A 21182-nucleotide genomic window follows, 5' to 3' on the forward strand; every position below is an offset into this window, starting at 1 on the left:
CATGGCGTGCAGCGCGGTGACCCGCCCTGCGACCCGCATGGCGACCGTGTCGCGCTGCCATGCACTCTCCCTCTCGAGGTCGTCCCGAAGCATTGCATGCCGGGAGGGGCGGCGATCCTTCGGGGTCCTGCAGCGCACGGTTGCGCGCGGCCGGAACCCGTTGCGCCAGCGGGGCGCCAAGGTCGTCGCTTCTCATCCTCGCAAGGGCACTATGCCCCAGCCGCTTCATTAATTTAAGTTGTATTTTTTGATTGTCGCGATAGTTTTTTGTTATGAGAAACCTGACGCTCAAGCAGCTGCGCTATTTCCGCGCCCTGGCCGAGCACGGCCACTTCGGCCGGGCGGCGGAAGCCTGCTCGATTTCCCAGCCCGCGCTGTCGGTGCAGATCCGCGATCTGGAGGATGCGCTCGGCACCGAGCTGTTCGAGCGTACTGCGCGCCAGGTGCGCCTGACCTCGTTCGGCGAGGAATTTGCCAGCCGGGTCAGCGACATCCTGCAGGCGGTGGACGAGCTCGGCGATCTGGCTCGCGCCTCGCAGGACCGGCTGGCCGGGCGCCTGCGGATCGGCATCATTCCGACGATCGCGCCCTATCTCCTGCCGGCGGTGATCGCCCGGCTGACCCGCGCCAACGAGGGGCTGGACATCCATGTGCGCGAGACCGTCACGTCGCGCCTGGTGCAGGAACTTGCCGAAGGGCGCCTCGACACGGCCATCGTCGCGCTGCCGGTTTCCGAGCCGGCGCTCAGCGAGGTGGCGCTGTTTTCCGAGAACTTCGTGCTCGTCCGCCCGACGGAGGACGAAGGCAAGCCCGTGCCGAACCGCGAAGCCTTGCGCGAGATGCGCCTTCTGTTGCTGGAGGAGGGGCACTGCTTTCGCGAGCAGGCGCTGTCCTTCTGCAACATGGGCCCGGCGCAGCCGCGCGAGCTGATGGACGGCAGTTCGCTGTCGACGCTGGTGCAGATGGTGAGCGCCGGCATCGGCGTGACCTTGATCCCCGAAATGGCGCTGCCGGTGGAAACCCGCTCGGCCTCGGTTTCGGTCTCGCGGTTCGACGAGCCGCAGCCCTCGCGCACCATCGGGATGATCTGGCGCAAGGCGAACCCGCTCGCCCGCCAGCTGCAGCAGATCGCCGATGCGGTGCGCCAGACCGCGCAGGAAATGCGGGCCCGGCCGCTGCCGGACCCGCTGGGGTCTTCTGGCGATATGCCCGTCAACGGATGAACTTGTCCACGGCCTGATTGAACGTGTCGGGATCGATCTCGGCGAGCCCGTGGCTGCCGCCCTCGATCACCAGCAGCTCGCCCTGCGGCAGCAGCTTCACGGCCTTTTCCGCCGAGGCGGCAATCGGCACGATCTGGTCGTCGGAACCGTGAATGACCAGCGCCGGAACGTCGATCTTCTTCAGGTCTTCGGTGTAATCGACTTCCGAAAACTCACGGATACAGTCGTAGTGGCCCTTGATGCTGCCGGCCATGCCCTGCAGCCAGAATTTCTCCTGCATTCCCGGCACTTTCGGCGCGCCATCAAGGTTGAGACCGTAGAAGGGCGTCGTCAGATCAAGGAAGAACTGCGCGCGGTTCTTCGCGGTTCCTTCGCGAATGCTGTCGAATACGTCCATCGGCGTGCCTTCCGGATTGCTGTCCGACTTCAGCATGACCGGCGGCACGGCGCCGACCAGCACGACGCGGGCAACGCGGGCCGTGCCGTGGCGGCCGATGTAGCGGGCGACCTCGCCGCCGCCGGTGGAATGGCCGATGAGGATCGCGTCCTTGAGGTCGAGATGCTCGATCAGCTCGGCCAGATCGTCGGCGTAGCGGTCCATGTTATTCCCGTCCCACGGCTGGGAGGAGCGGCCGTGGCCGCGCCGGTCATGGGCGATGACCCGGTAGCCGTTCATGCCGAAGAACAGCATCTGCGCGTCCCAGGCATCGCCCGACAGCGGCCAGCCATGGGAGAAGAGGATGGGCTGGCCGGAGCCCCAGTCCTTGTAGAAGATCTCGGCGCCGTCGCTGGTGGTCAAGGTGCTCATTTTCTTGCCTCTTTAGGTGGTGGTGGGTCGAGGGTCAGGTAGTGGCGAACCTGCGGCGGGCTGTCGCCGGAATGGAAGCGCTGCACCTCGCGCTGCAGGTCGGCATCGTGGCCGGCGACACGGCGATGCTGGCGCAGGTGCTCGGCCCAGGACGAGACGAGGAACCATTCCAGCAACACGCCGGGCTCGGCGACATCCTCGGTAATGCCCCAGGCAAAGGCCCCATCGCGGCGGCGCGAGCCGGCGAGCCGATTGACCGCCTCCAGGAAGGCGGGGCGATCCTCGGCCGTGACGCGATAGGCGATGGTGATCAGCACGGGGCCGCGGTCGGCCTCGAGAGTTTCCGCAAGACCGCTGGCGACCAGGGGCTCGGGCCAATGGTTCGAGGGGGTGAGGTCCGCTTCGCCGCGCGGCAGGCGGATGCGGTGGAAGATCATCCCGGCAAGGGTGAGGGCGACGGCCGCCGCAACAAGCGCCGCGGCAATGCCGAAGAGCTGCGCGACGCCGCCCCAGGCGAGGCTGCCGAGCGTCATCGCGCCATTGAAAACAGTGAGATAGACGGCAAGTGCACGTCCGCGCACCCAGTCGGGCAGGACGGACTGGGCGGTGCCGTTCAGCGTCGTCAGGGCGGTTATCCACGCAGCGCCGAGCATTGCGAGGAGGGCAAGGGCCGCCTCTTGCGGTGGGCCGAGGGCGAGCGCCAGCATGACCGCCCCGGCGATGAGCGAGGCGGCCAGCAGCAGGCCGTCGGCATCCAGCCGGGCGCGAAGGCGGGGGAGCAACACCGCGCCGCCGATGGCTCCGAGCCCGACGGCGCCGAGCAACAGGCCGTAGAGGCCGGAACCTCCGCTCAGCAGCTCGCGGGTGACGAGCGGCAGTAGGGCCCAGACGGCACTGGCGCACAGGAAGAAGACGGCGGCGCGCAGCAGCACCACATGCAGCTCCCGGCTCTGGCGCGCGTAGCGCAGGCCGGCGCGAAAGGCGCCGCCGAACCGCTCGGCCAGCGGGTCGCTGCCCTTCGCCTTTCGCGGCCACCAGGCCAGCGCGGCGACGACCAGCACGTAGCTGAGCACGTCGACACCATAGGTGATCGTGGTGCCCGCGGCGGTGAGCAGCAGGCCGCCGGCGGCGGGACCGATGGCGCGGGCGATGTTGATGCCGAGCGAGTTGAGCGCGACGGCGGCCTTCATCTGCGGGCGTTCGACGAGCTCGGGCACGATCGCCTGCCAGGTCGGCGCCATCAGCGCCGCGCCGGTGCCGCCGAGAAAGGTGAGGGCGACGAGCGCGGTCAGCGACATGGCGCCGAAGGCCGACAGCAGCATCAAGGAGAGGCTGACGAGACCGAGGAAGATCTGCACGACGATCAGGAAGCGGCGGCGGTCGAGAATGTCGGACAGCACGCCGGCAGGAATGGCGAGCAGGAAAACCGGCAGCGTGGCGGCGGCCTGCACGGTGGCGATGGCGGCCGGAGAGGCGCTGAGGTCGGTGGCGATCCAGCCGCTGGCGGTGTCGCGGATGAAGCTGCCGACATTGCCGATGACCGTCGCGACCCACAGGACCAGGAAGACGCGCCCGGCCAGCGGTGCGAAGGCGCCGGGGGCGGCGGCGGAGGCGGGCGTGGAGGGCTTGCTCATCCGCGTCACATCCAGCAGGCGCAGCCGAGCGCGCCGAAGAAGCCCTTGAGGTCGCCGACCGGCAGCGCGGCGCCCCAGGCGCGGGCGTGGTCATGGCCGTGGACATGACAGGCGCTGGCGCAGCCGCAACCGGCCGCCGCTGTGCGCGCAAGGCCCGCGTCGGGCTTGTCCGCCGCCCAGGCCGCGAAGCCGCCGTAGCGCCGCACAGGCGACCAGTCGGGCATTGCAGGCGGCAGCGGGCTGTCGTCGAGGGCGGCGAAGTCGCCCGAGCCCCAGACGACGCGGCCGCCGACCATCGTCAGGTCCGAGACGAGATGCGACAGGTCGGCCTCGGGAACCGAGAAATAGTCGCGGTCGGGCACCATGAGGTCGGCGAGATAGCCTGGCGCGATGCGGCCGCGCCGGCCTTCGTCATTGCTGAACCAGGCGACCTTCTCGCTCCACATGCGCAGCGCCGTCTCGCGGTCGAGGCAGTTTGCCGCCGGCGTCACCCGTAGGCCGCCGACCGTGCGGCCGGTGACCATCCAGGCGATGGAGACCCAGGGGTTGTAGGAGGCGACGCGGGTGGCATCCGAGCCGGCGGAGACGTTGACGCCCTTTTCCAGCATGCGGGCGATGGGCGGGGTGGCGGCGGCCGCCGCCGCGCCGTAGCGCTCGACGAAATATTCGCCCTGATAGGCCATGCGGTGCTGGGTGGCGATGCCGCCGCCGAGCGCGGCGACCCGGTCGATGGAGCGCTCGGAGATCGTCTCCGCGTGGTCGAACATCCAGTTGAGGCCGGCGAGCGGGATGTCGCGGTCGACCTTCTCGAAGACGTCGAGGGCGCGGGAGATCGTCTCGTCATAGGTGGCGTGCAGCCGCCAGGGCCAGCGGTTCTCGGCGAGGATGCGCACGACATCCTCGAGCTCGTCCTCCATGCTCTCGGCCATGTCCGGCCGGGGCTGTCGGAAATCCTCGAAGTCGGCGGCGGAGAAGACCAGCATCTCTCCGGCGCCGTTGTGGCGGAAATAGTCGTCGCCCTGGCGGTACTTCACCGAGCGGGTCCAGGCGAGGAAGTCCTCTTTCTCCTCGCCCGGCTTCTGGGTGAAGAGGTTGTAGGCGAGGCGCACGGTCATCTGTCCCGCCTCGGCGAGAGTGCGAATGATCTCGTAATCCTCGGGATAGTTCTGGAAGCCGCCGCCGGCGTCGATCACCCCGGTGATGCCGAGCCGGTTGAGCTCGCGCATGAAATGGCGGGTGGAGTTGAGCTGGTATTCGGGCGGCAGCTTCGGCCCCTTCGCCAGGGTGGAATAGAGGATGCCGGCATTGGGCTTGGCCAGCAGCAGGCCGGTCGGGTTGCCCTTCGCATCGCGCTGGATCTCGCCGCCCGGCGGATTGGGCGTGTCGCGGTCATAGCCGACGGCGCGCAGGGCCGCCCCGTTCAGCAAGGCGCGGTCGTAGAGATGCAGCAGGAAGACCGGGGTGTCGGGCGCGGCGGCATTGATCTCGTCCAGCGTCGGCAGGCGCTTTTCCGCGAACTGATGCTCGGTGAAGCCGCCCACGACCCGGACCCATTGCGGCGGCGGCGTGATGGCGACCTGGGCGCGCAGCATGGCCATGGCGTCGGCGAGCGAGGTCACCCCGTCCCAGCGCAGCTCCATGTTGAAGTTGAGGCCGCCGCGCACGACGTGGGTGTGGTTGTCGATGAGCCCCGGCAGGACCCGCCGGCGCTGCAGGTCGATGCGGCGGGTCTGCGGGCCGGCGAGCCCAAGGATCGCGGCGTCCTCACCGACGGCGGTGAACGCACCGTCGCGGATCGCCACGGCGGTCACCTCCGGCCGTGTGCGGTCGAGCGTGGTGATGCGGCCATTGTAGAGAACGAGATCGGGGGTCATGGCATGGCCTTGCGTGAGGTCGTGTCGGGGCGGGATCAGCCGGCAGCGCCACCGCGATCCGGCGGAGCGGAGGCCGCGGTGGCCTGACGAGGGTCGGTGCCGCTCGGCAGCTCGCCGCAGATGTGCGGAAGGCGATGCTCGGCGATCCAGCCGAGGGTCATGGGCGCACCGCGCAGGGCGTGGCGGACCATCGGCACCACCTGCTCGCCGAGCAGGATGCCGAGAAGGCCAACCAGCGCGACGATGGGAGGGGCGGGCGAGCGCACGTTGAGCAGGCTGTAGACGATGCCGACGAGGATCCCGGCACCGAGCGAGAGAAGGTACATCTTCATGGTCGGGCACTCCGGCAGCGAGAGAATACAAAGACGGGAGCGAGGCCGCGCGGACGCGGCCCCGCCTGACTTGCCCGTCAGTGCCCTTCGGAGGCGCCGAACATCGACTTGGCGTAGATGATGCCGAGGCCGTAGGCGCCGCCGAACCTCTTCGCGATGCCGGTGGTCATGTCGTAGGTCTCGGTGCGGGCCCAGTCGCGCTGCAGTTCCAGAATGTACTGCAGCGAGGTCATCGGGCGTGCGCCCGCCTGCACCATGCGCTCCATGGCGCGCTCATGCGCCTCGTCGGAGATGTCGCCGCAGGCATCGGCGATGACATAGACCTCGAAGCCCTGCGACAGGGCCGAGAGCGCCGGGCCGACGATGCAGACGCTGGTCCACAACCCGCTCAGCACGATGCGCGGCTTGCCGATGCGGTTGACCTCGTCGATGACGGCGGCGTCCTCCCAGGTGTTCATGGAGGTGCGGTCGAGCAGCGCCTGTCCCGGGAAGGCGTCGGTGATCTCGGAGAACATCGGGCCAGAGAACGATTTCTCGGCGACGGTGGTCAGGATCGTCGGCACCTTGAAGCCGGCGGCGGCATTGGCGACGAGGGCCGCGTTGTTGCGCAAAAGCGTGGCGTCGATCGATTTGGTCGCGAAGGACATCTGCGACTGGAAGTCGATCATCACCAGCATGTGGTCGGTCGGGGAAAGCAGCAGGTCGCCGGGGGTGGGCGTGGCGGTCGGGGCCATGGACATAGGTCCTCTTGCAAGGTGTGTCGGATGGCCTGACGGTAGTGTTGGCATCCCTCGGCTGTCTTGAACGGCAGTCGCCTGCGCCTTGAAGGATTGTCCGTAAGTCTGCTTATGCGATCGCCGCGACGCCGTATTCGGCGCGCCAGCGGCCCGGCGACATCCCGAAGCGGCGGCTGAAAGTGCGGGTGAAGTGGCTCTGATCGGAAAAGCCGCAGCGCCCGGCAATCTCGGCCAGCGTCAGATCCGGCCGCCGCAGCAGGGAGCGCGCCTGCTCGATACGCATGCGCATCAGCCATTCGTGCGGCGTGCAGCCGAGTTCCTGGCGGAAGACCTGATAGAAGTGCGAGCGCGAGACATTGCAGCGCCGCGCGATGTCGTCGAGTGAGACGTTGCCGTCGAGCGAGTCGCGCAGGATATCCAGCGCCTGCCGGACCAGCGGGGAGGGCGTGCGCTCGCGCTTGTGCCGAGGGATGCGGATCGGGGCGTAGCGGTGCCGCAGATAGGTGATGAGCGCCTCGGCGACCTGGTCGATGAAGAGCTGGTCGGTGGGCTGCTGGCCGGACAGCATCGGCTGGATCGCCGAGAGGAGGTGAGTGACTGTCGGATCGGTCATGCCGGTCTCGAAGTCGATGCGGCGCGGCATCAGGCGCGGGCCGCTGTCGTCCTGCGGCAGGAAGCGCGTCCACGGAATTTCGACCAGCAGGAAGTCGAACTGTCCGCCGAGCTCGGCCCGGTAGGCGATCTCGAAGTCGCGCAGGTAAAGGCTGTTGCGCTGGAAGTGATGGCGATGCGCGGCCTTGCCGATACGGATGTCGCGCCAGTGGTTCTCGCCGAGCGACATGCCGAGGACGAGACCCTGTCCGCTCGGCGGCGTCTCGACCTTGACCGGGCACGGGCTGGCGGAGGTCTTGCGCAGGAAGGTGACGTCAGAGAGGGCGATCTCTTCGTCGCGCGCCAGATCGGTCGCGCGGCAGCCAAGACGATCGCGGGACGATGCGACAACGGTCATCACGGCACCCCTTTGATTGGGTTGTCGAGGAAGAGTTCCGGTCTTTCCGCCAATTCTGCGAAGTATTTTCCGAGCCTGGGCGACAGGCAACGGGATTTTGCATCGCACACACCTTTGCCGGTGGTGCGTGGCGCCGATCCGGACCGGTCTCCGGCCCGGATCGGCAGTCCCGCAAGGCGGTTCAGGCGGCGGCGCGGCGGGCGCCCATGTCGAACAGCAGGGCGCGGCCGTCGGTCTGCCAGAGGAGATCGCCGATCTCCTCTTCGCCGACCTGCAGCCCGTCTCCGGCAACAAGCCGCTCGCCCTCGACCGTGGCGATGCCTTCCACCATGTGGAGGAAGAGCCTGCGCCCGCCGGCAACGGGAAGCGTGGTGGCATCGCCCGCCAGCGGTGTCGCGATCGACACGCGGGTGTCGGACAGGAGCTTGAGCGGGGCCTCTCCTTCCTTGCCGCTGGCAAGAAGGGACCAGGTCCGGGTGGTCTCCGCCGCCGGCAGGTCGACCTGCTGGTAGGTCGGCGCGCCGCCGGTCGTGTCCGGGATCAGCCAGATCTGCAACACATGGGCGGGCTCGCTGTCTGAGGCGTTCATCTCCGCATGGCGGATGCCGCTTCCCGCCGACATGAGCTGGAGTTCGCCAGCAGCGATCTCCGTCTCGTTGCCGAGCGTGTCGGTGTGGCGCAGCCGGCCCGACAGGACCATGGTGAGGATGTCCATGTCGGAATGGCCGTGCTCGGAAAAGCCGGCGCCGGGAACGACGTGGTCCTCGTTGATCACCCGAAGGGCGGCGTAGCCCATCCGAGTGGGATCGCGGAAGCCGCCGAAGGAGAAGGTGTGCCAGGCGTCGAGCCAGCCGCTCTGCGTGCGGCCCCGGCTCATGTTCTCGTGGATCAGGACCATCGTACCGTCTCCTTTGCAGATGCGGCTGACGGCTATTTCAGGAAGCCCACCAGCGCGTCGATTTCGTTCTGTCGGAGCTCGTGCCCGCCCTCATGGACGGCGAGCGTGATCTCGGCGCCCTGGGCCTTGAACCAGTCGATCAGGGCGCTGGTCGCGGCCGGAGGGCAGATCGGGTCCCGCTGGCCGGCGGAAATCAGCACCCTGCGCCCGGAAAGACCAGGCTGGGGCGCGGGTTCGAACGGGATCAGCGGATGCAGCAGGGCGATCCGGTCGAACAGGTCCGGCCGCAGGAAGGCGACCGAGGCCAGGATGTTGGCGCCGTTGGAGTAGCCGAAGCCGTAGACCGGGCGGCCCGGATGGGCCTTGCGGTGGGCCTCGACGAAGGTGGCCATCGCCTGCGTGCGGCGGGCAAGGTCGTCCATGTCGTAGACGCCTTCGCCGGTGCGGCGGAAGAAGCGCAGCGCTCCGTGCTCCGACACATCGCCGCGCGGGGCAACGAGGCCGGCGCCGGGCAGGGCTTCCTCCACGAAGCGGGCGAACTGATGCTCGTCGCCGCCGGTGCCGTGGAAGGCGAAGACCAGCGGCGCGCCGGGAGCCGGCTCCGTGGTCAGTGCGTGATAGGTATCCGTGGTCATGACGCAAATCCCAGATGGACCGAGGGAGGAGCCTCCCGCACGGCCCTCGGGAGCCGTGCGGGAGCGTGGGATGTCAGTCCCGGATCGGGCTGAGGATCTCCTCGATCTGCGCGCGGAACTGTTCGTAACGGGTCGGCAGCTTCAGCGCCTCGCCGAGATGGGCAGTGTCCTCGTCCCGGTCGAAGCCGGGCTCGTTGGTCGCCACCTCGAAGAGGATGCCGCCGGGGGTGCGGAAGTAGATCGCCCAGAAATAGTCCCGGTCGATCACCGGCGTGACCTGGTATCCCGTGTCGAGCAGGGCCTTGCGGACCTCCAGCTGGGCCGCCCGGTTCTCCACCGCGAAGGCGATGTGATGGACCGAGCCGGCACCCTGGCGGGCATGGCCGGCGGAGGGCGCTTCCTCGATGTCGATGACATCGGCGCCGTTGCCGCCCTCGATGGCGAAGCGGGTCCAGTTGCCGCTCCGCTCCACCTCGCGGTAGTTCATGAAGCGGAGCAGCTCGGCCGTGCCGCCGGCATCCTGCAGGCGGAAGGCCGCGCCGCGGAACCCCTGGATCGCCTCGGCCGAACCGACGCCGCCGGCTGTCCAGCCGAGGCGCTCATCGTCCGTCGTCTCCACCAGAGAAAAGCCGTCGCCGTCCGGTCCCTTGAAGCGCAGGCGCTTCTCGCCGAAAGCCTCGTACTCTTCGAGACCGCCGACGCCGAGGCCGGACAGGCGCTCCTTCCAGTAGGGCAGGGAGCCCTTCGGAACCGCAAAGTAGGTATCGCCCACCTCGCCGACGCCGGGCCGGCCCTGCACGATTTGCGGGAAGGGGAAGTAGGTCATGACTGAGCCCGGCGTGCCGGTCTCGTCGCCGTAATAGAGGTGATAGACCTCCGGGTCATCGAAGTTGACGGTCTTCTTGACGCGCCTCAGGCCGAGGCTGCGGGTGAAGAAGTCGTTGTTTTCCTGGGCATCGCCCGCCATCGAGGTGACGTGATGCAGGCCCTTGATCTGCGTGAGCATGGCGCTTGTCCCTTCTGTCGAAAAGCCGCCGGCTTGTGCCGTTGACGTGAAGATGGGGCAGGAAGGGCCTTTTGAGAATGGAATTAATTTCGCTGAGATTATTGCAGAACATGTAATAATAGTCGGCATGATCGATCTCGATCACATTCGCATCTTCCTGGCGGTCGCCGAGCACAGGAGCTTCGTGGCCGCCGCTAGGCAGCTGTCGATGACGGCGCCGACCGTGACGCGCGCGGTGAGTGCGCTGGAGCAGCAGCTCGGCGTGCAGCTGCTGCTGCGCACCACGCGGCAGGTGTCGCTGACCTCGGCGGGCGCGGTCTATGCCGCGCGCATCGCGCCGTTGCTGGAGGAGTTCCGCCGCACCACCGAGGACCTGCAGGAGCAGCATGGCGACGTGGCCGGCACGATCCGCATCAACGCGCCGATGTCGCTCGGCCAGCAGGTGCTGCCCGACGTGGCGGCGGGCTTCCGCAGCCAGTATCCGCAGGCGTCTCTGTCGATCAGCCTCACCGACCGCTTCATCGACATCGTGTCCGACGACTTCGACCTGGCGATCCGCATTTCCGAGGCGCCGCGCGACAAGTCGACGATCTGGCGCAAGATGTGCCTGGTGCGCCGGGTGATGGTGGCATCGCCGGCCTATCTGGCCTTGCGCGGCGTGCCCGAGACGCCAGATGACCTTTCAGGCCATTCCTGCATCGCCTATGACGAGCGCTCACAAGCCGAGACCTGGGAGCTGCGCCGCGAAGGGCGCACGCGCCGGGTGCGGGCCGGGGGCACGATCGCCGGCAACAACGGCGACCTGCTGGCGCGGCTTGCCGAAAACGGCGAGGGCATCGCCCTGCTGCCGCTGTTCATCGTCGAGGATGCATTGGCGACGGGTCGGCTCGCCCAGGTGCTGACCGATTGGGAGGCGCCCGAAATCTGGCTGACGCTCTACTATCCGCCCTATGAGCGCCTGCCGATGCGGGTTGCGAAATTCTCCGACTTCTTCGAGACCTATGTGACGAAGACGCGGCCTCTCTAGGGAGAGGCTTTCCGCGTCATGTCTCAGGCCTGCGCCATCCGCGCCGACCGTGCCGCCCGCGAGCGGCCCCACAGGACGGCGAGAGAGCCGAGCGTCATGATCAGGCCGAACGCGGTGGTGGGGCTTGCCAATGTCACCGGCGGCAGCCAGCCGGCGGCATAGGCGATGCTCTCCAGCAGCATGCACATGAAGGGGAGCGTGGCCATCGCGGCGAGATAGTTCTCGGTGCGCACCAGATAGATCGCCTTCAGCGAGAAGAACATCGAGGGGCCGCGCAAGGCGATGCCGACGGCTGCGGCAAGGATCCAGAGGAACGGATCGAGGGCAAGAGCGGGATCGGTGAGCCACGGCAGGCTGACGGGCACCAGCTCCCGCAGGCCCGGCAGCCAGGTGGCGGCGAACGCAAGGCCGAGGGCCGAGGCCAACATGACGAGCGCGCTGGCGAGCAGCATGACGCCGGTCAGGCTGGCGCGCTGGCGCATGTCGTTGGTGCGGTTGAGCGGGTGCAATTCGGCAATGGCGGTGGTGGCGACCACGCAGATCTCCGAGCCGGCCATCAGCAGGATCGCCGGATTGTGCCATCCCCCGTCGAGAGTGAAGACCAGCAACACCAGCCCGCCGACGATCAGGGCGTGTCCGGGCAATTCCTGGCGCAAGGGGCGCCGGGACAGGACGAGCCAGAGCATGACAGCGCTGATCGGCACGGAGGTGACGGCGAGAAAGGCGGCGTTCGCGGTGCTGATATGGACGAGGGCCGCGGTGAACAGGGCGGCAGTGACGATGCGCAGCGTGCCGTAGACCCAGGTCCAGGGATTGCGCAGGGCCCCGCCGACGGCAGGCCCACGCCCGGCAACGGCGATCAGAAAGATCCCGCCGGTCAGCATCTGGATGAGCGTGAAAAGCCAGGGATCGAACCCGAAACCGATCAGCAGCATGCGGCTGACCACAAGAACGAGAGCCCAGCCGAACAGGGCCGAGACGAGCACGGTTAAGGACGACGATGTCAAGGCGGGATCCTGCCGCCACGCCGATCCGAACGGTTCGGCAGCGGTCTTGAAAAGAGGGAGGGACGATGGCTGCAGCTGGCGGCGCATGCGCCGAACCTGACTGTGCCGCAGTTTCTCCTGCTTCATCGCCAGCGGCAAGAGGGGCGGCGGCATCCGCGCACCGGCACAAGGCGAAACCTGTGTCATATGCGTGGACAACTACTGATAAATATATCGACTCCTTCCTCCTGCGTGTGTTTCAGTCCCTCCGTATTTTGTGGGGGTAGTAATGAAGGTAATTATTTGTGCTATTGCCTGCGCCGTCCTGGTCTCGGGCTGCGCATCGGTCGTTCGTGGCACCAGCGAAGACGTCATCATCAATGTGGAACCGGGAGATGCGCTGGTCACCACGACGCTTGGACACTCCTGCAAAAAGTCGCCTTGCACGGTCGAGGTGAGCCGCAAGAAAACCTTCATGGTGCGAGCGGAGAAGGAGGGCTACAAGCCGGGGCAGGTCTTCGTCGACACCAAGGTGAGCGGTGGAGGGGCCGCAGGCCTTGCTGGCAACATCCTGCTGGGCGGCGTGGTCGGTGTCGGTGTCGACGCCATTTCCGGCGCGACGCTCGACCACACGCCGAATCCGGTCAACATCACGCTGGTCCCGGTGGATGCCGAGGGCGAGAGCACCAACATTACCAAGCCGGAGCCGCCGGTGACGAAGCCCAAGGCCGTTCCCGTTTCGTGAGGGGCGGTGTGCCCTTGCCTCAGGCGTAGGGGTCCGAGGCAAGGGCGGCGCAGGCAGCGCGGTATTCGGCGCGCAGGCGCTCGCACAGCTCGGCCGCAGGCGGCAGGTCGGTGATCGTCCCGGTGCCCTGGCCGGCGGACCAGATGTTCTTCCAGACCTTCGCCTCGCTGCCCATGTCGAGCGAGCCCGCATGCTGCAGGTTGTCCGGGTCGAGGCCGGCGCGCTCGATGCTCGGGCGCAGGAAGTTGGCGTTCACGCCGCTGATCGCAGGCGTGTAGAGGATGTCGGCTGCGGTCGCATCCAGGATCATCTGCTTGTAGTCGTCGACGATCATCGCTTCCGCGGTGGCGAGGAAGCGGGTGCCCAGATAGGCGAGGTCCGCGCCCATCGCGCGGGCGGCGGCAATCTGCGCGCCGGTGTTGATGGCGCCGGCCAGAATGATGGCGCCGTCGTAGAAGGCGCGGATTTCCGAGACCAGCGCGAAGGGGCTCATGGTGCCGGCATGACCGCCCGCGCCGGCACAGACCGCGATGATGCCGTCGACGCCGGCTTCGGCCGCCTTGCGCGCATGGCGCGGGTTGATGACGTCATGGAAGACGAGGCCGCCATAGGAGTGGACGGCGGAGACGACATCGGGATTGGCGCCGAGCGAGGTGATGACCAGGGGCACCTTCCGCTCGACGGTCACTGCAAGATCGGCCTCCAGCCGCTTGTTGCTGCGGTGGACGATCAGGTTGACGCCGTAGGGGGCGGCATCGTCATGGCCGGACAGACGATCCTCGATCTCGCTGAGCCATTCGCCGTAGCCTTCGCTCGTGCGCTGGTTGAGCGCCGGGAAGGTGCCGATTACGCCGGCGCGGCAGGTGGCGACGACAAGGTCGGGGCCGGAGGCGAGGAACATCGGCGAGGCGATCGCCGGAACCTTGAGGCGGCCGTCGAATGATTTCGGCATGGTCATGCGGGATCCCTCCGGTATCTGCCGGGCGTGCCGGTCACTCGCCGCGGAACTGCGGCTGGCGCTTTTCGAGGAAGGCCGAGACGCCCTCGCGGAAATCGCGGGTCCCGGTCATGCGGATGAAGGAGGCGCGTTCGGCCTCCAGATGGGCGGCGAAGGGACGGTCCAGCGCGCCGTCGACGAGGGCGCGGACCGCGCCTTGCGCCTGTGTCGGGCCGCTGGCAACGCGCGTTGCCAGGGCGAGGGTCTCGGCGTCGAGCTCCTCGGCCGGAACCACCTTGTTGACGATGCCCGCCGCCTGGGCCTCCTCGGCGCTGAGGGCATCGCCGAGCAGCAGCAGTTCCATCGCCTTGGCGCGGCCGACCTTGCGCGGCAGCGCCCATGTGCCGCCGCAGTCGGGCGAGGCGCCGATGCGATCATAGGCGACGACAAAGCGCGCGCCGGCCTCGGCGACCACGAGATCGGCGCCAAGCACCAGGCTGAAGCCGGCGCCGGCCGCCACGCCGCGCACGGCCGCGAGCACCGGGGCGGGGGATTCGCGCAAGGCCGTCAGGGCCGGATGCAGGGCATCGAGCAGGTCGTGGACGACCTCGGCGGCGCGGTCCGGGTCGGTGCCGAAAGCCGCGACATCGCCGCCGGCGACGAAGGCGCGGCCTGTACCTGTAAGGACGATGCAGCGAACGCCCTTGGTCGTGGTGACCTTGCGCACCGCCTGCAGGAAGGCACGCGCCGTCGGCACGTCGAGCGCGTTCAGCACCTTCGGCCGGTTGATGGTGATGGTGGCGATGCCGGTTGAGGCATCGATCTCGGCAAGAACCGGTTCGTCGCTCATGCGGCGGCCTCCTTCGTGGAATGGAACCGGCCGCCGTCCCGGGCCATGGCGGCAAGGCCGACCGGGACCTCCAGCTTGTCGGCACGGCAGGCCGCGACGAATTCCGCCGCCCCTTGCGTGTCGATCAGGCTCAGTGGCCCGCCGGTCCATACGGGAAAGCCTGCCGCGTCGATGGCGTGGACATCGGCCTCCAGCGCCGAGGCGACGTCGCCTCGGTCGAGCGTTGCGACGGCAGCAAGGGCCATGGCGCGCAGCAGCCGCATGCCGGCGGGGCGCAGGGACGCGCGCGCGCTCGCATCGTCGGTGGCCGCAAGCGGGGCATCGGTCGGCAAGGCGGGCAGGGCGGACAGGCCGACGACCTCGGCGGCATTGCGGATGAAGGCGGGACTCATGCCCTCAGCCTGCATGCGAAGCGCCTCGGCGTCGAGCGCGTTTCGGCAGGCGTTGGCAAGGGGGCCGTCCTTGTCCGCGCGCGCCCGTCCCTCGCGGGCCAGCGCCTGGCGGGCGAAGAACTGGGTGCGGATAATCGCCTGCGCAACATCGCCGTGGACGAGATGGCCGAAATACTGGCGCTCCACCTTGAGCGCCTTGTCGATGGGCAGCCGCAGACCCTCGTAGACGCACGAGAGGATCGCCTCCAGCGCCGGATAGTTGCGGTGGCCGCTTGCGCGAACCTTTGCATTGGCGAAGAGGAAGACGTTCGATGCGGCCTCGGAGGTCACGGGCGGGCCCGGCGGGGCGAAGCCCCTGGCGTCCCATGGGGCGGCGGCCGGAACCCGGCCTTCGGTGAGCGCGCGCCGTGCCGCGGCGACCAGATCCTCCGGTTCGGCCAGCTCGTCGAGAATGCCGAGCGACAGGGCCTCGTCGGCGGACAGGCGGCGCCCCTCCAGCAGCAGGGGCAGGGCCGCCTCGATGCCGATGACGCGGGGCAGGCGCTGGGTGCCGCCGGCGCCCGGCAGGATGCCGAGCGTGACCTCGGGCAGGCCGAAGACGGCCTTGGGATTGCGCGCGGCGATCCGGTGGTGGCAGGCGAGCATCAGCTCCAGCCCGCCGCCGAGCGCGGTGCCGCTGGCCGCTGCAACGACCGGCTTGCCGCAGGTTTCCAGCGCGCGGAAGGCATCGGTCATGGCGCGAATGCGCTCGGATGCGGTGGCCGGCGAGGTGCCCGGACCGGTCATGCCGTTCATGATCGCAAGGTCGGCGCCGGCGATGAAGCTGTCCTTGCCGGACGCGACGATGATGCCGGTGACCTGCGGATCGGCGGCGAGGCGGGCGATCTCCTCGCGCAGGGCCTCGGTGAAGGCCCAGTCGATGACGTTCATCGAGCGGCCCGGCATGTCGATGATGAGAAGGGCGATGCCGCCGCTATCGATCTCGCTTGTCAGCATGGGGCCTCTCCTCAGATCCGCTCGATGATGGTGGCCACGCCCATGCCGGCGCCCACGCACAGGGTGACGAGGGCGGTCTGGCGATCCGTCCGCTCCAGCTCGTCCAGCGCGGTGCCGAGGATCATCGCACCGGTTGCCCCCAGCGGGTGGCCCATGGCGATGGCGCCTCCGTTGACGTTGACGATCTCCGGGTCGAGGTCGAGCGCCTCGATGAAGCGCATGGCGACGGCCGCGAAGGCCTCGTTGATCTCGAAAAGATCGATGTCGGCGGCGGTCATGCCGGCCCGCTTCAGCGCCTTTTCCGCCGCAAAGGAAGGCGCTGTGAGCATGATGGTCGGCTCGGAGCCGATTTCGGCGAAGGCGCGGATGCGGGCACGCGGGACCAGGCCGGCGCGCGCTCCCGCCTCGCGCGTGCCGAGCAGCACGGCCGAGGCGCCGTCGACGATGCCGGACGAATTGCCGGCATGGTGGACGTGGCGGATTTCGGCAAAGCCGGGATAGCGCTCCAGCGCCACCGCGTCGAAGCCGGCCTTTTCGCCGAGCCCGGCGAAGGACGGCTTCAACCGGCCAAGGTCCTCGACGGTGGAATTGCCGCGAATGGTCTCGTCGCGGGCGAGCAGCACCTCGCCGACCCGGTCGCGCACGGGAACGATGCTGCGGGCGAAGCGGTCCTGCGACCAGGCCTGTGCGGCGCGGCGGTGGCTTTCCACCGCATAGGCGTCGAGCTGTTCGCGGGAGTAGCCCCATTTGGTGGCGATGAGATCGGCGGAAATGCCCTGCGGCACGAAGGTGGTGGCGGCCGCGACCTGCGGGTCGGCGCCCCAGGCGCCGCCGTCGGAAAGGATCGGGATGCGCGACATGGATTCGACGCCCCCGGCGACCATCATGTCGGCCTGGCCGGCCATCACCTTGGCGGCGGCCATGTTGCAGGCCTCGAGCCCCGAGGCGCAGAAGCGGTTGATCTGGACGCCCGCGGTCTCTTCCGCATAGCCGGCGGCGATGGCGGCAACGCGCGGTAGGCACTGGCCCTGTTCGCCGACGGGCATGACGATGCCCATCACCACGTCGTCGACAAGGGCCGTGTCCAGCGCGTTGCGCTCGCGCACCGCCTCCAGGACGGTGGTGGCGAGGCGGATCGGCGTCACCTCGTGCAGGGCGCCGTCCGGCTTTCCCCTGCCGCGCGGCGTGCGCAGGTGGTCGTAGATCAGGGCGTCGGGCATGTCGGGGTGTCGGGCTCCGTTGGATCCGGGGCGGGGAGGCGTCAGCCGGTCGGATAGAGGCTGGCGATCTCGCCCGCATACTTGGTCTGGATGCTGGAGCGACGCACCTTCATGGTCGCGGTGACCTCGTCGTCGTCGTGGTCCAGCTCCTTGGTCAGCAGGTGGAAGCGGCGGATGTGGGAGACCTGGGCCAACTGGTCGTTGGCGGCGCGGATCTCCGTGTCGACCAGCTCACGCACCGCCGCGTTCTCGGCAAGGCTGCGGAAGTTGGTGTAGGACAGGCCCTTCTCCTCCGCCCATTTGGCGACGGTCTCGAAGTCGATCTGGATGAGCGCCGCCACGTATTTGCGGGCCTCGCCGATGACGATGCATTCCTTGATGTAGGGGCTGCCCTTGACCGTGTTCTCGATCTCCGAGGGGCTGAGGTTCTTGCCGCCGGCGGTGATCATGATGTCCTTGAGGCGGTCGACGATGCGGAACTCGCCGTTCTCCACCTCGACTACGTCGCCGGTATGGAGCCAGCCGTCGCGCAGCGAGCTCTCTGTGGCGGCCGGGTTCTTGTAGTAGCCGACGAAGACGGTATCGCCCTTCAGCTGCAGCTCGCCGTGTTCGCCGACGCGCGCCTCGACGCCCTTGGCGGCCGGGCCGACCGACCCCGGAACGAGGTGGTCCAGCGTCTGGCCGAGGGCGACGCCGCTCGATTCCGTCATGCCGTAGACCTCGACCAACGGCACACCGATGGTGCGGAAGAAGCGGACGATGCGCGGGGAGATGGGCGCGGCGCCCGTCATGGCGATATGGGTCCGGCGCAGGCCGATATAATTTTGCAGCGCGCGGAAGACCAACAGGTAGCAGAGCGCGAAGGTGATCCGCTCGCTCACGCTGCGCTCGGCTCGGGACTTTTCGGCGAAGGGCTCGCAGGCGCGATAGGCCCATTCGTAGAGCGCCCGTCGGTAGCCGCCGGCCTCCAGCATGCGGATATGGATCGAGGAATGCAGCTTCTCCCAGATCCTGGGCACGCCGAGGAAGGAGGAGGGGGCGACCTCGCGCAGGTCCTCCTGGACGGTGCGCAGGGACTCGCCGAAGCAGATCCGTGAGCCGAGGTAGATCGGCGCCATCACCGTGACCATCTGCTCGGCGACGTGGCAGAGCGGCAGGTAGGAGAGGTGCACGGTCTCGGCGTCGAGATCGATGCGGTCGGCGATCGCGATCGCCTGGGCGCGCAGGTTGCGATAGGACAGCATCGCGCCCTTGGGCTTTCCGGTCGAACCCGAGGTGTAGATCATCAGGGCGATGTCATCGAGGGTGCGGTCGGCGGAGACCTTGCGCTGCGAGGCCTGAGCGCCCGAGCGGCGGGCATGCCCCATCGCCTCCATGGCGGCGAAGGAGATGACGAAGTCCTCCGAATAGCCGCGAAGGCCCTTGGTCTCGATGACGACGACGCGGCGCAGCTTCGGCAGCTGGTCGCGCACCTCGATCACCTTGTCGAGCTGCTCCTGGTCCTCGCAGACGATGATCTCGCTGTCGGAATGCTCCAGCACATAGCCGACCTCGTTGGCCGGGCTGGTCGGATAGACGCCGATGGCGACGCCGCCGACGACATTGACGCCGAGCTGCGCCAGCACCCACTCCACCCGGTTCTCGGACAGGATGGCGACATGGCCGCCTTCGCCGAGCCCGAGCGCCAGCAGGCCCTCGCCGACATCGCAGGCACGCTCGTGATACTGGCGCCAGGTGAGGGGATTCCAGATGCCGAAATCCTTCTGCAGGACGGCCACCCGGTCGGGTGTCGCCTCGGCATGGGCGCGCAGCATCTGCGGCAGGGTGAGTTGGGGAAAGTCGGCCATGTCGTCTCGCCTCAGGACAGCCAGCGCTTGCGGCGCTTGTAGTGCTTGATGTCGCGGTAGCTCTTGGTGCCCTCGCTGCCGCTGGCGCCGAGGTAGAACTCGCGCACGTCGTCGTCCTTCACCAGCCGTTCGGTCGGCCCGTCGAGCACGATCTTGCCGGTCTCCATGATGTAGCCGTAATGGGCGACGGCGAAGGCAACGGCGGCGTTCTGCTCGACCAGGAGCATGGAAACGCCGAGATCGCGGTTGATCGAGGCGATGATGGTGAAGATCTCCTCGACGAGAACGGGCGAGAGCCCTAGCGACGGCTCGTCCAGGAGGATCAGCGACGGCTGGGCGATGAGCGCCCGCCCGATCGCCAGCATCTGCTGCTCGCCGCCCGACAGGTAGCCGGCGCGCCCGTTCCGCCGCTCGAACAGACGCGGGAAGTACTGGTAGACGAGGTCGAAGGGCGTCGGCTTGAGCCCGCGCCCGGACAGGGCGAAGGTCGCCGCCGTCAGGTTTTCCTCGACCGTCAGGTCCTCGAAGATGCGGCGCCCCTCCATGACGTGGAAGAGGCCGCGCCGCACCAGGGCGTGGGGCGCCAGGCGAGAGATGTCGTCGCCGTCGAAGCGGATGGCTCCGGCCGTGACGGCACCGTTCTCCAGCGCCAGAAGGTTCGACACCGCCTTCAGCGTCGTCGATTTTCCCGCGCCGTTGGAGCCGAGCAGGGTGACGATCTTGCCCCGCCCGACACTCAGTGACAGGCCGCGGAGCACCTGCACGGTCTTGTTGTAGACGACCTCGATGTTGTTGATGTCGAGGAGGATGTCCGCGGCCATCTCACTTACTCCTGAACGCTGATCCAGTCGGACGCCGGCTTCATCTGCTGAGCGCTGGCGTCGTAGCGGTAGATGCGGCCGACCGGGATCGAGTTGCCCGGGATCGAGATCGGCACGCCGATGATGCCGCCGGTGTCGAAGTTCTCGATGGAGTTGAGCGCGGCCTTCAGGTTGGCGCCGTTGAGCTCCTTGCCGGCCTCCAGCGCGCGCTTGGCCGCCTCGGTGAACAGCATGGCGGTCAGGAAGCCCTGCATGTACGGGGTCGACTGGTACTCGGGACGCATCTCGCGGATCCGGTCCATCATCGGCGCGTTGTCGGCGTCGTCGTAGTAGTAGCGATAGGGCATGACGCCCATGAAGCCGTCGGCAGCCTCGCCGACCTTGGCCCAGATGCTGGAGTCCATCGACCAGAACGTGCCCATGAACTTGGTTTCCAGGCCGAGCTGCTTGGCCTGGCTCATGAATTCGGGCAGCGGCGCCAGCACGTAGCCGTGGAAGATGGTGTAGTCCGGACGGGCGCGGCGCAGCTTCAGCACCTCGGTGGAGACGTCGACGGCGGTCGGCGGGGTGATGATCTCCTCGACGACCTCAAGGCCCAGTTCGCCGGCGCGCGCCTTGGTGGCGGCGATCGGGTCGCGGCCGAACTCGGTGTCCGAGTTGACCAGCACGATGCGGGCGCCCGGCTTCTCCTTGGCGATGTATTCCAGCAGGATGCCGGTCATTTCCGAATAGTCGGGGCCGGCCATGAACTGGTGCGGGAAGGCCTTGGGATCGTTCAGCTCGGTCGCGAAGGACGCGCCGGCCATGATCATCGAGCCCCGGCGGTCAATCTCGCCGTTGATGGTCTTCGCGAAGCCGGTGGAGTCGCCGTAGTAGAGGTGGATCTCGTCCTGGCTGGTCAGCTTGTTGAACACGGCGACGGAGGCGTCGACCTTGTAGCCGGTGTCCTCGTAGGCGAGGCGGACCTTGCGGCCCTGGATGCCGCCGGCCTCGTTGACGATCTTGATGTAGTCCTGCATGCCGGCCTCGATGCCGACGCCCGCGAAGGCGAAGACGCCGGTGAGCGGGATCGAGCCGCCGATGACGATGTCGTCGGCCGCAACGGCCGGAAGCGCGGTGGCAATGGCTGCCGATGCCGACAGGGCAAGCAGCGTTCTCCTGGTAAAGCTAAGCATTGTTTCCTCCGGTTTTATCGCGTGACTTTT

The 21182-nt window shown here is 68.0% G+C and carries 20 protein-coding genes; 3 read left to right on the top strand and 17 right to left on the bottom strand.

All coding sequences use genetic code 11. From position 1 onward, the window contains the following. Positions 1-272: 272 nt before the first annotated feature. Positions 273-1223 (top strand): LysR substrate-binding domain-containing protein, encoded by a 951-nt coding sequence (locus ACVJ6E_RS06110; protein ID WP_120267488.1) that lies wholly within the window; start codon positions 273-275, stop codon positions 1221-1223. Here ACVJ6E_RS06110 and ACVJ6E_RS06115 read toward each other — a convergent pair. The 9 genes from ACVJ6E_RS06115 to ACVJ6E_RS06155 all read right to left on the bottom strand — a co-directional run bounded on the left by ACVJ6E_RS06115 (position 1213) and on the right by ACVJ6E_RS06155 (position 10156). Next, positions 1213-2031 (bottom strand): alpha/beta fold hydrolase, encoded by an 819-nt coding sequence (locus ACVJ6E_RS06115; RefSeq protein WP_120267489.1) that lies wholly within the window; start codon positions 2029-2031, stop codon positions 1213-1215. The genes ACVJ6E_RS06110 and ACVJ6E_RS06115 overlap by 11 nt on opposite strands. Next, on the bottom strand, positions 2028-3665 hold the full coding sequence (locus tag ACVJ6E_RS06120; RefSeq protein ID WP_120267490.1) for an MFS transporter: 1638 nt from the start codon (positions 3663-3665) through the stop codon (positions 2028-2030). The genes ACVJ6E_RS06115 and ACVJ6E_RS06120 overlap by 4 nt, the downstream gene beginning before the upstream one ends. A 5-nt stretch (positions 3666-3670) precedes the next feature. Then, positions 3671-5539, bottom strand: a complete 1869-nt coding sequence (locus ACVJ6E_RS06125) for an amidohydrolase (protein ID WP_120267491.1) — start codon at positions 5537-5539, stop codon at positions 3671-3673. Positions 5540-5574: 35 nt separating this feature from the next. Then, positions 5575-5871, bottom strand: a complete 297-nt coding sequence (locus ACVJ6E_RS06130; protein ID WP_120267492.1) for a DUF1427 family protein — start codon at positions 5869-5871, stop codon at positions 5575-5577. 77 nt (positions 5872-5948) lie between these two features. Beyond that, positions 5949-6605 (bottom strand): hydrolase, encoded by a 657-nt coding sequence (locus ACVJ6E_RS06135; protein WP_120267493.1) that lies wholly within the window; start codon positions 6603-6605, stop codon positions 5949-5951. A 112-nt stretch (positions 6606-6717) separates the two neighbouring features. Continuing rightward, on the bottom strand, positions 6718-7617 hold the full coding sequence (locus tag ACVJ6E_RS06140) for a helix-turn-helix domain-containing protein (RefSeq protein WP_147421811.1): 900 nt from the start codon (positions 7615-7617) through the stop codon (positions 6718-6720). A gap of 181 nt (positions 7618-7798) precedes the next feature. Next, positions 7799-8515: a pirin family protein gene (locus tag ACVJ6E_RS06145; RefSeq protein ID WP_120267495.1), complete on the bottom strand. Its 717-nt coding sequence runs from the start codon at positions 8513-8515 to the stop codon at positions 7799-7801. A gap of 32 nt (positions 8516-8547) precedes the next feature. Beyond that, positions 8548-9150: an alpha/beta hydrolase gene (locus ACVJ6E_RS06150; RefSeq protein WP_120267496.1), complete on the bottom strand. Its 603-nt coding sequence runs from the start codon at positions 9148-9150 to the stop codon at positions 8548-8550. 73 nt (positions 9151-9223) lie between these two features. Further along, positions 9224-10156: a VOC family protein gene (locus ACVJ6E_RS06155; protein WP_120267497.1), complete on the bottom strand. Its 933-nt coding sequence runs from the start codon at positions 10154-10156 to the stop codon at positions 9224-9226. A 127-nt stretch (positions 10157-10283) separates the two neighbouring features. Between ACVJ6E_RS06155 and ACVJ6E_RS06160 the strand changes: the two genes are divergently transcribed. Next, positions 10284-11183: a LysR family transcriptional regulator gene (locus ACVJ6E_RS06160; RefSeq protein WP_120267498.1), complete on the top strand. Its 900-nt coding sequence runs from the start codon at positions 10284-10286 to the stop codon at positions 11181-11183. Between the two features lie 23 nt (positions 11184-11206). Here ACVJ6E_RS06160 and ACVJ6E_RS06165 read toward each other — a convergent pair whose 3' ends face one another. Next, complete coding sequence (locus ACVJ6E_RS06165; RefSeq protein WP_158592616.1) at positions 11207-12190, bottom strand: EamA family transporter; 984 nt, start codon at positions 12188-12190, stop codon at positions 11207-11209. 268 nt (positions 12191-12458) lie between these two features. On the opposite strand from ACVJ6E_RS06165, the gene ACVJ6E_RS06170 reads away from it, so the two are divergent. Then, complete coding sequence (locus ACVJ6E_RS06170) at positions 12459-12914, top strand: translation initiation factor 2 (RefSeq protein ID WP_199680993.1); 456 nt, start codon at positions 12459-12461, stop codon at positions 12912-12914. Between the two features lie 19 nt (positions 12915-12933). Here the strand turns inward: ACVJ6E_RS06170 and ACVJ6E_RS06175 are convergent, their stop codons facing one another. Genes ACVJ6E_RS06175 through ACVJ6E_RS06205 form a run of 7 tightly spaced genes read right to left on the bottom strand, consistent with a single transcriptional unit; the run spans position 12934 to position 21152 of the window. Continuing rightward, positions 12934-13872 carry an NAD(P)H-dependent flavin oxidoreductase gene (locus tag ACVJ6E_RS06175; RefSeq protein ID WP_120267500.1) on the bottom strand — a complete coding sequence of 313 codons (939 nt, stop codon included), beginning with the start codon at positions 13870-13872 and terminating at the stop codon, positions 12934-12936. Between the two features lie 34 nt (positions 13873-13906). After that, positions 13907-14701: an enoyl-CoA hydratase-related protein gene (locus ACVJ6E_RS06180; RefSeq protein WP_120267501.1), complete on the bottom strand. Its 795-nt coding sequence runs from the start codon at positions 14699-14701 to the stop codon at positions 13907-13909. Next, the gene (locus ACVJ6E_RS06185; protein WP_120267502.1) at positions 14698-16089 is read right to left on the bottom strand and encodes an enoyl-CoA hydratase-related protein; all 1392 of its coding nucleotides are present in this window, start codon (positions 16087-16089) and stop codon (positions 14698-14700) included. Before ACVJ6E_RS06185 ends, ACVJ6E_RS06180 begins: the two co-directional genes overlap by 4 nt. A gap of 11 nt (positions 16090-16100) precedes the next feature. Beyond that, on the bottom strand, positions 16101-17309 hold the full coding sequence (locus ACVJ6E_RS06190) for an acetyl-CoA C-acetyltransferase (protein ID WP_120267503.1): 1209 nt from the start codon (positions 17307-17309) through the stop codon (positions 16101-16103). A 41-nt stretch (positions 17310-17350) separates the two neighbouring features. After that, the gene (locus ACVJ6E_RS06195) at positions 17351-19156 is read right to left on the bottom strand and encodes an AMP-binding protein (RefSeq protein ID WP_120267504.1); all 1806 of its coding nucleotides are present in this window, start codon (positions 19154-19156) and stop codon (positions 17351-17353) included. A gap of 11 nt (positions 19157-19167) precedes the next feature. Continuing rightward, positions 19168-19977, bottom strand: a complete 810-nt coding sequence (locus ACVJ6E_RS06200) for an ABC transporter ATP-binding protein (protein ID WP_120267505.1) — start codon at positions 19975-19977, stop codon at positions 19168-19170. Between the two features lie 5 nt (positions 19978-19982). Next, positions 19983-21152 (bottom strand): ABC transporter substrate-binding protein, encoded by a 1170-nt coding sequence (locus tag ACVJ6E_RS06205; protein ID WP_120267506.1) that lies wholly within the window; start codon positions 21150-21152, stop codon positions 19983-19985. Positions 21153-21182: the final 30 nt, after the last annotated feature.

This window comes from Stappia sp. G46H5W, assembly GCF_058448995.1.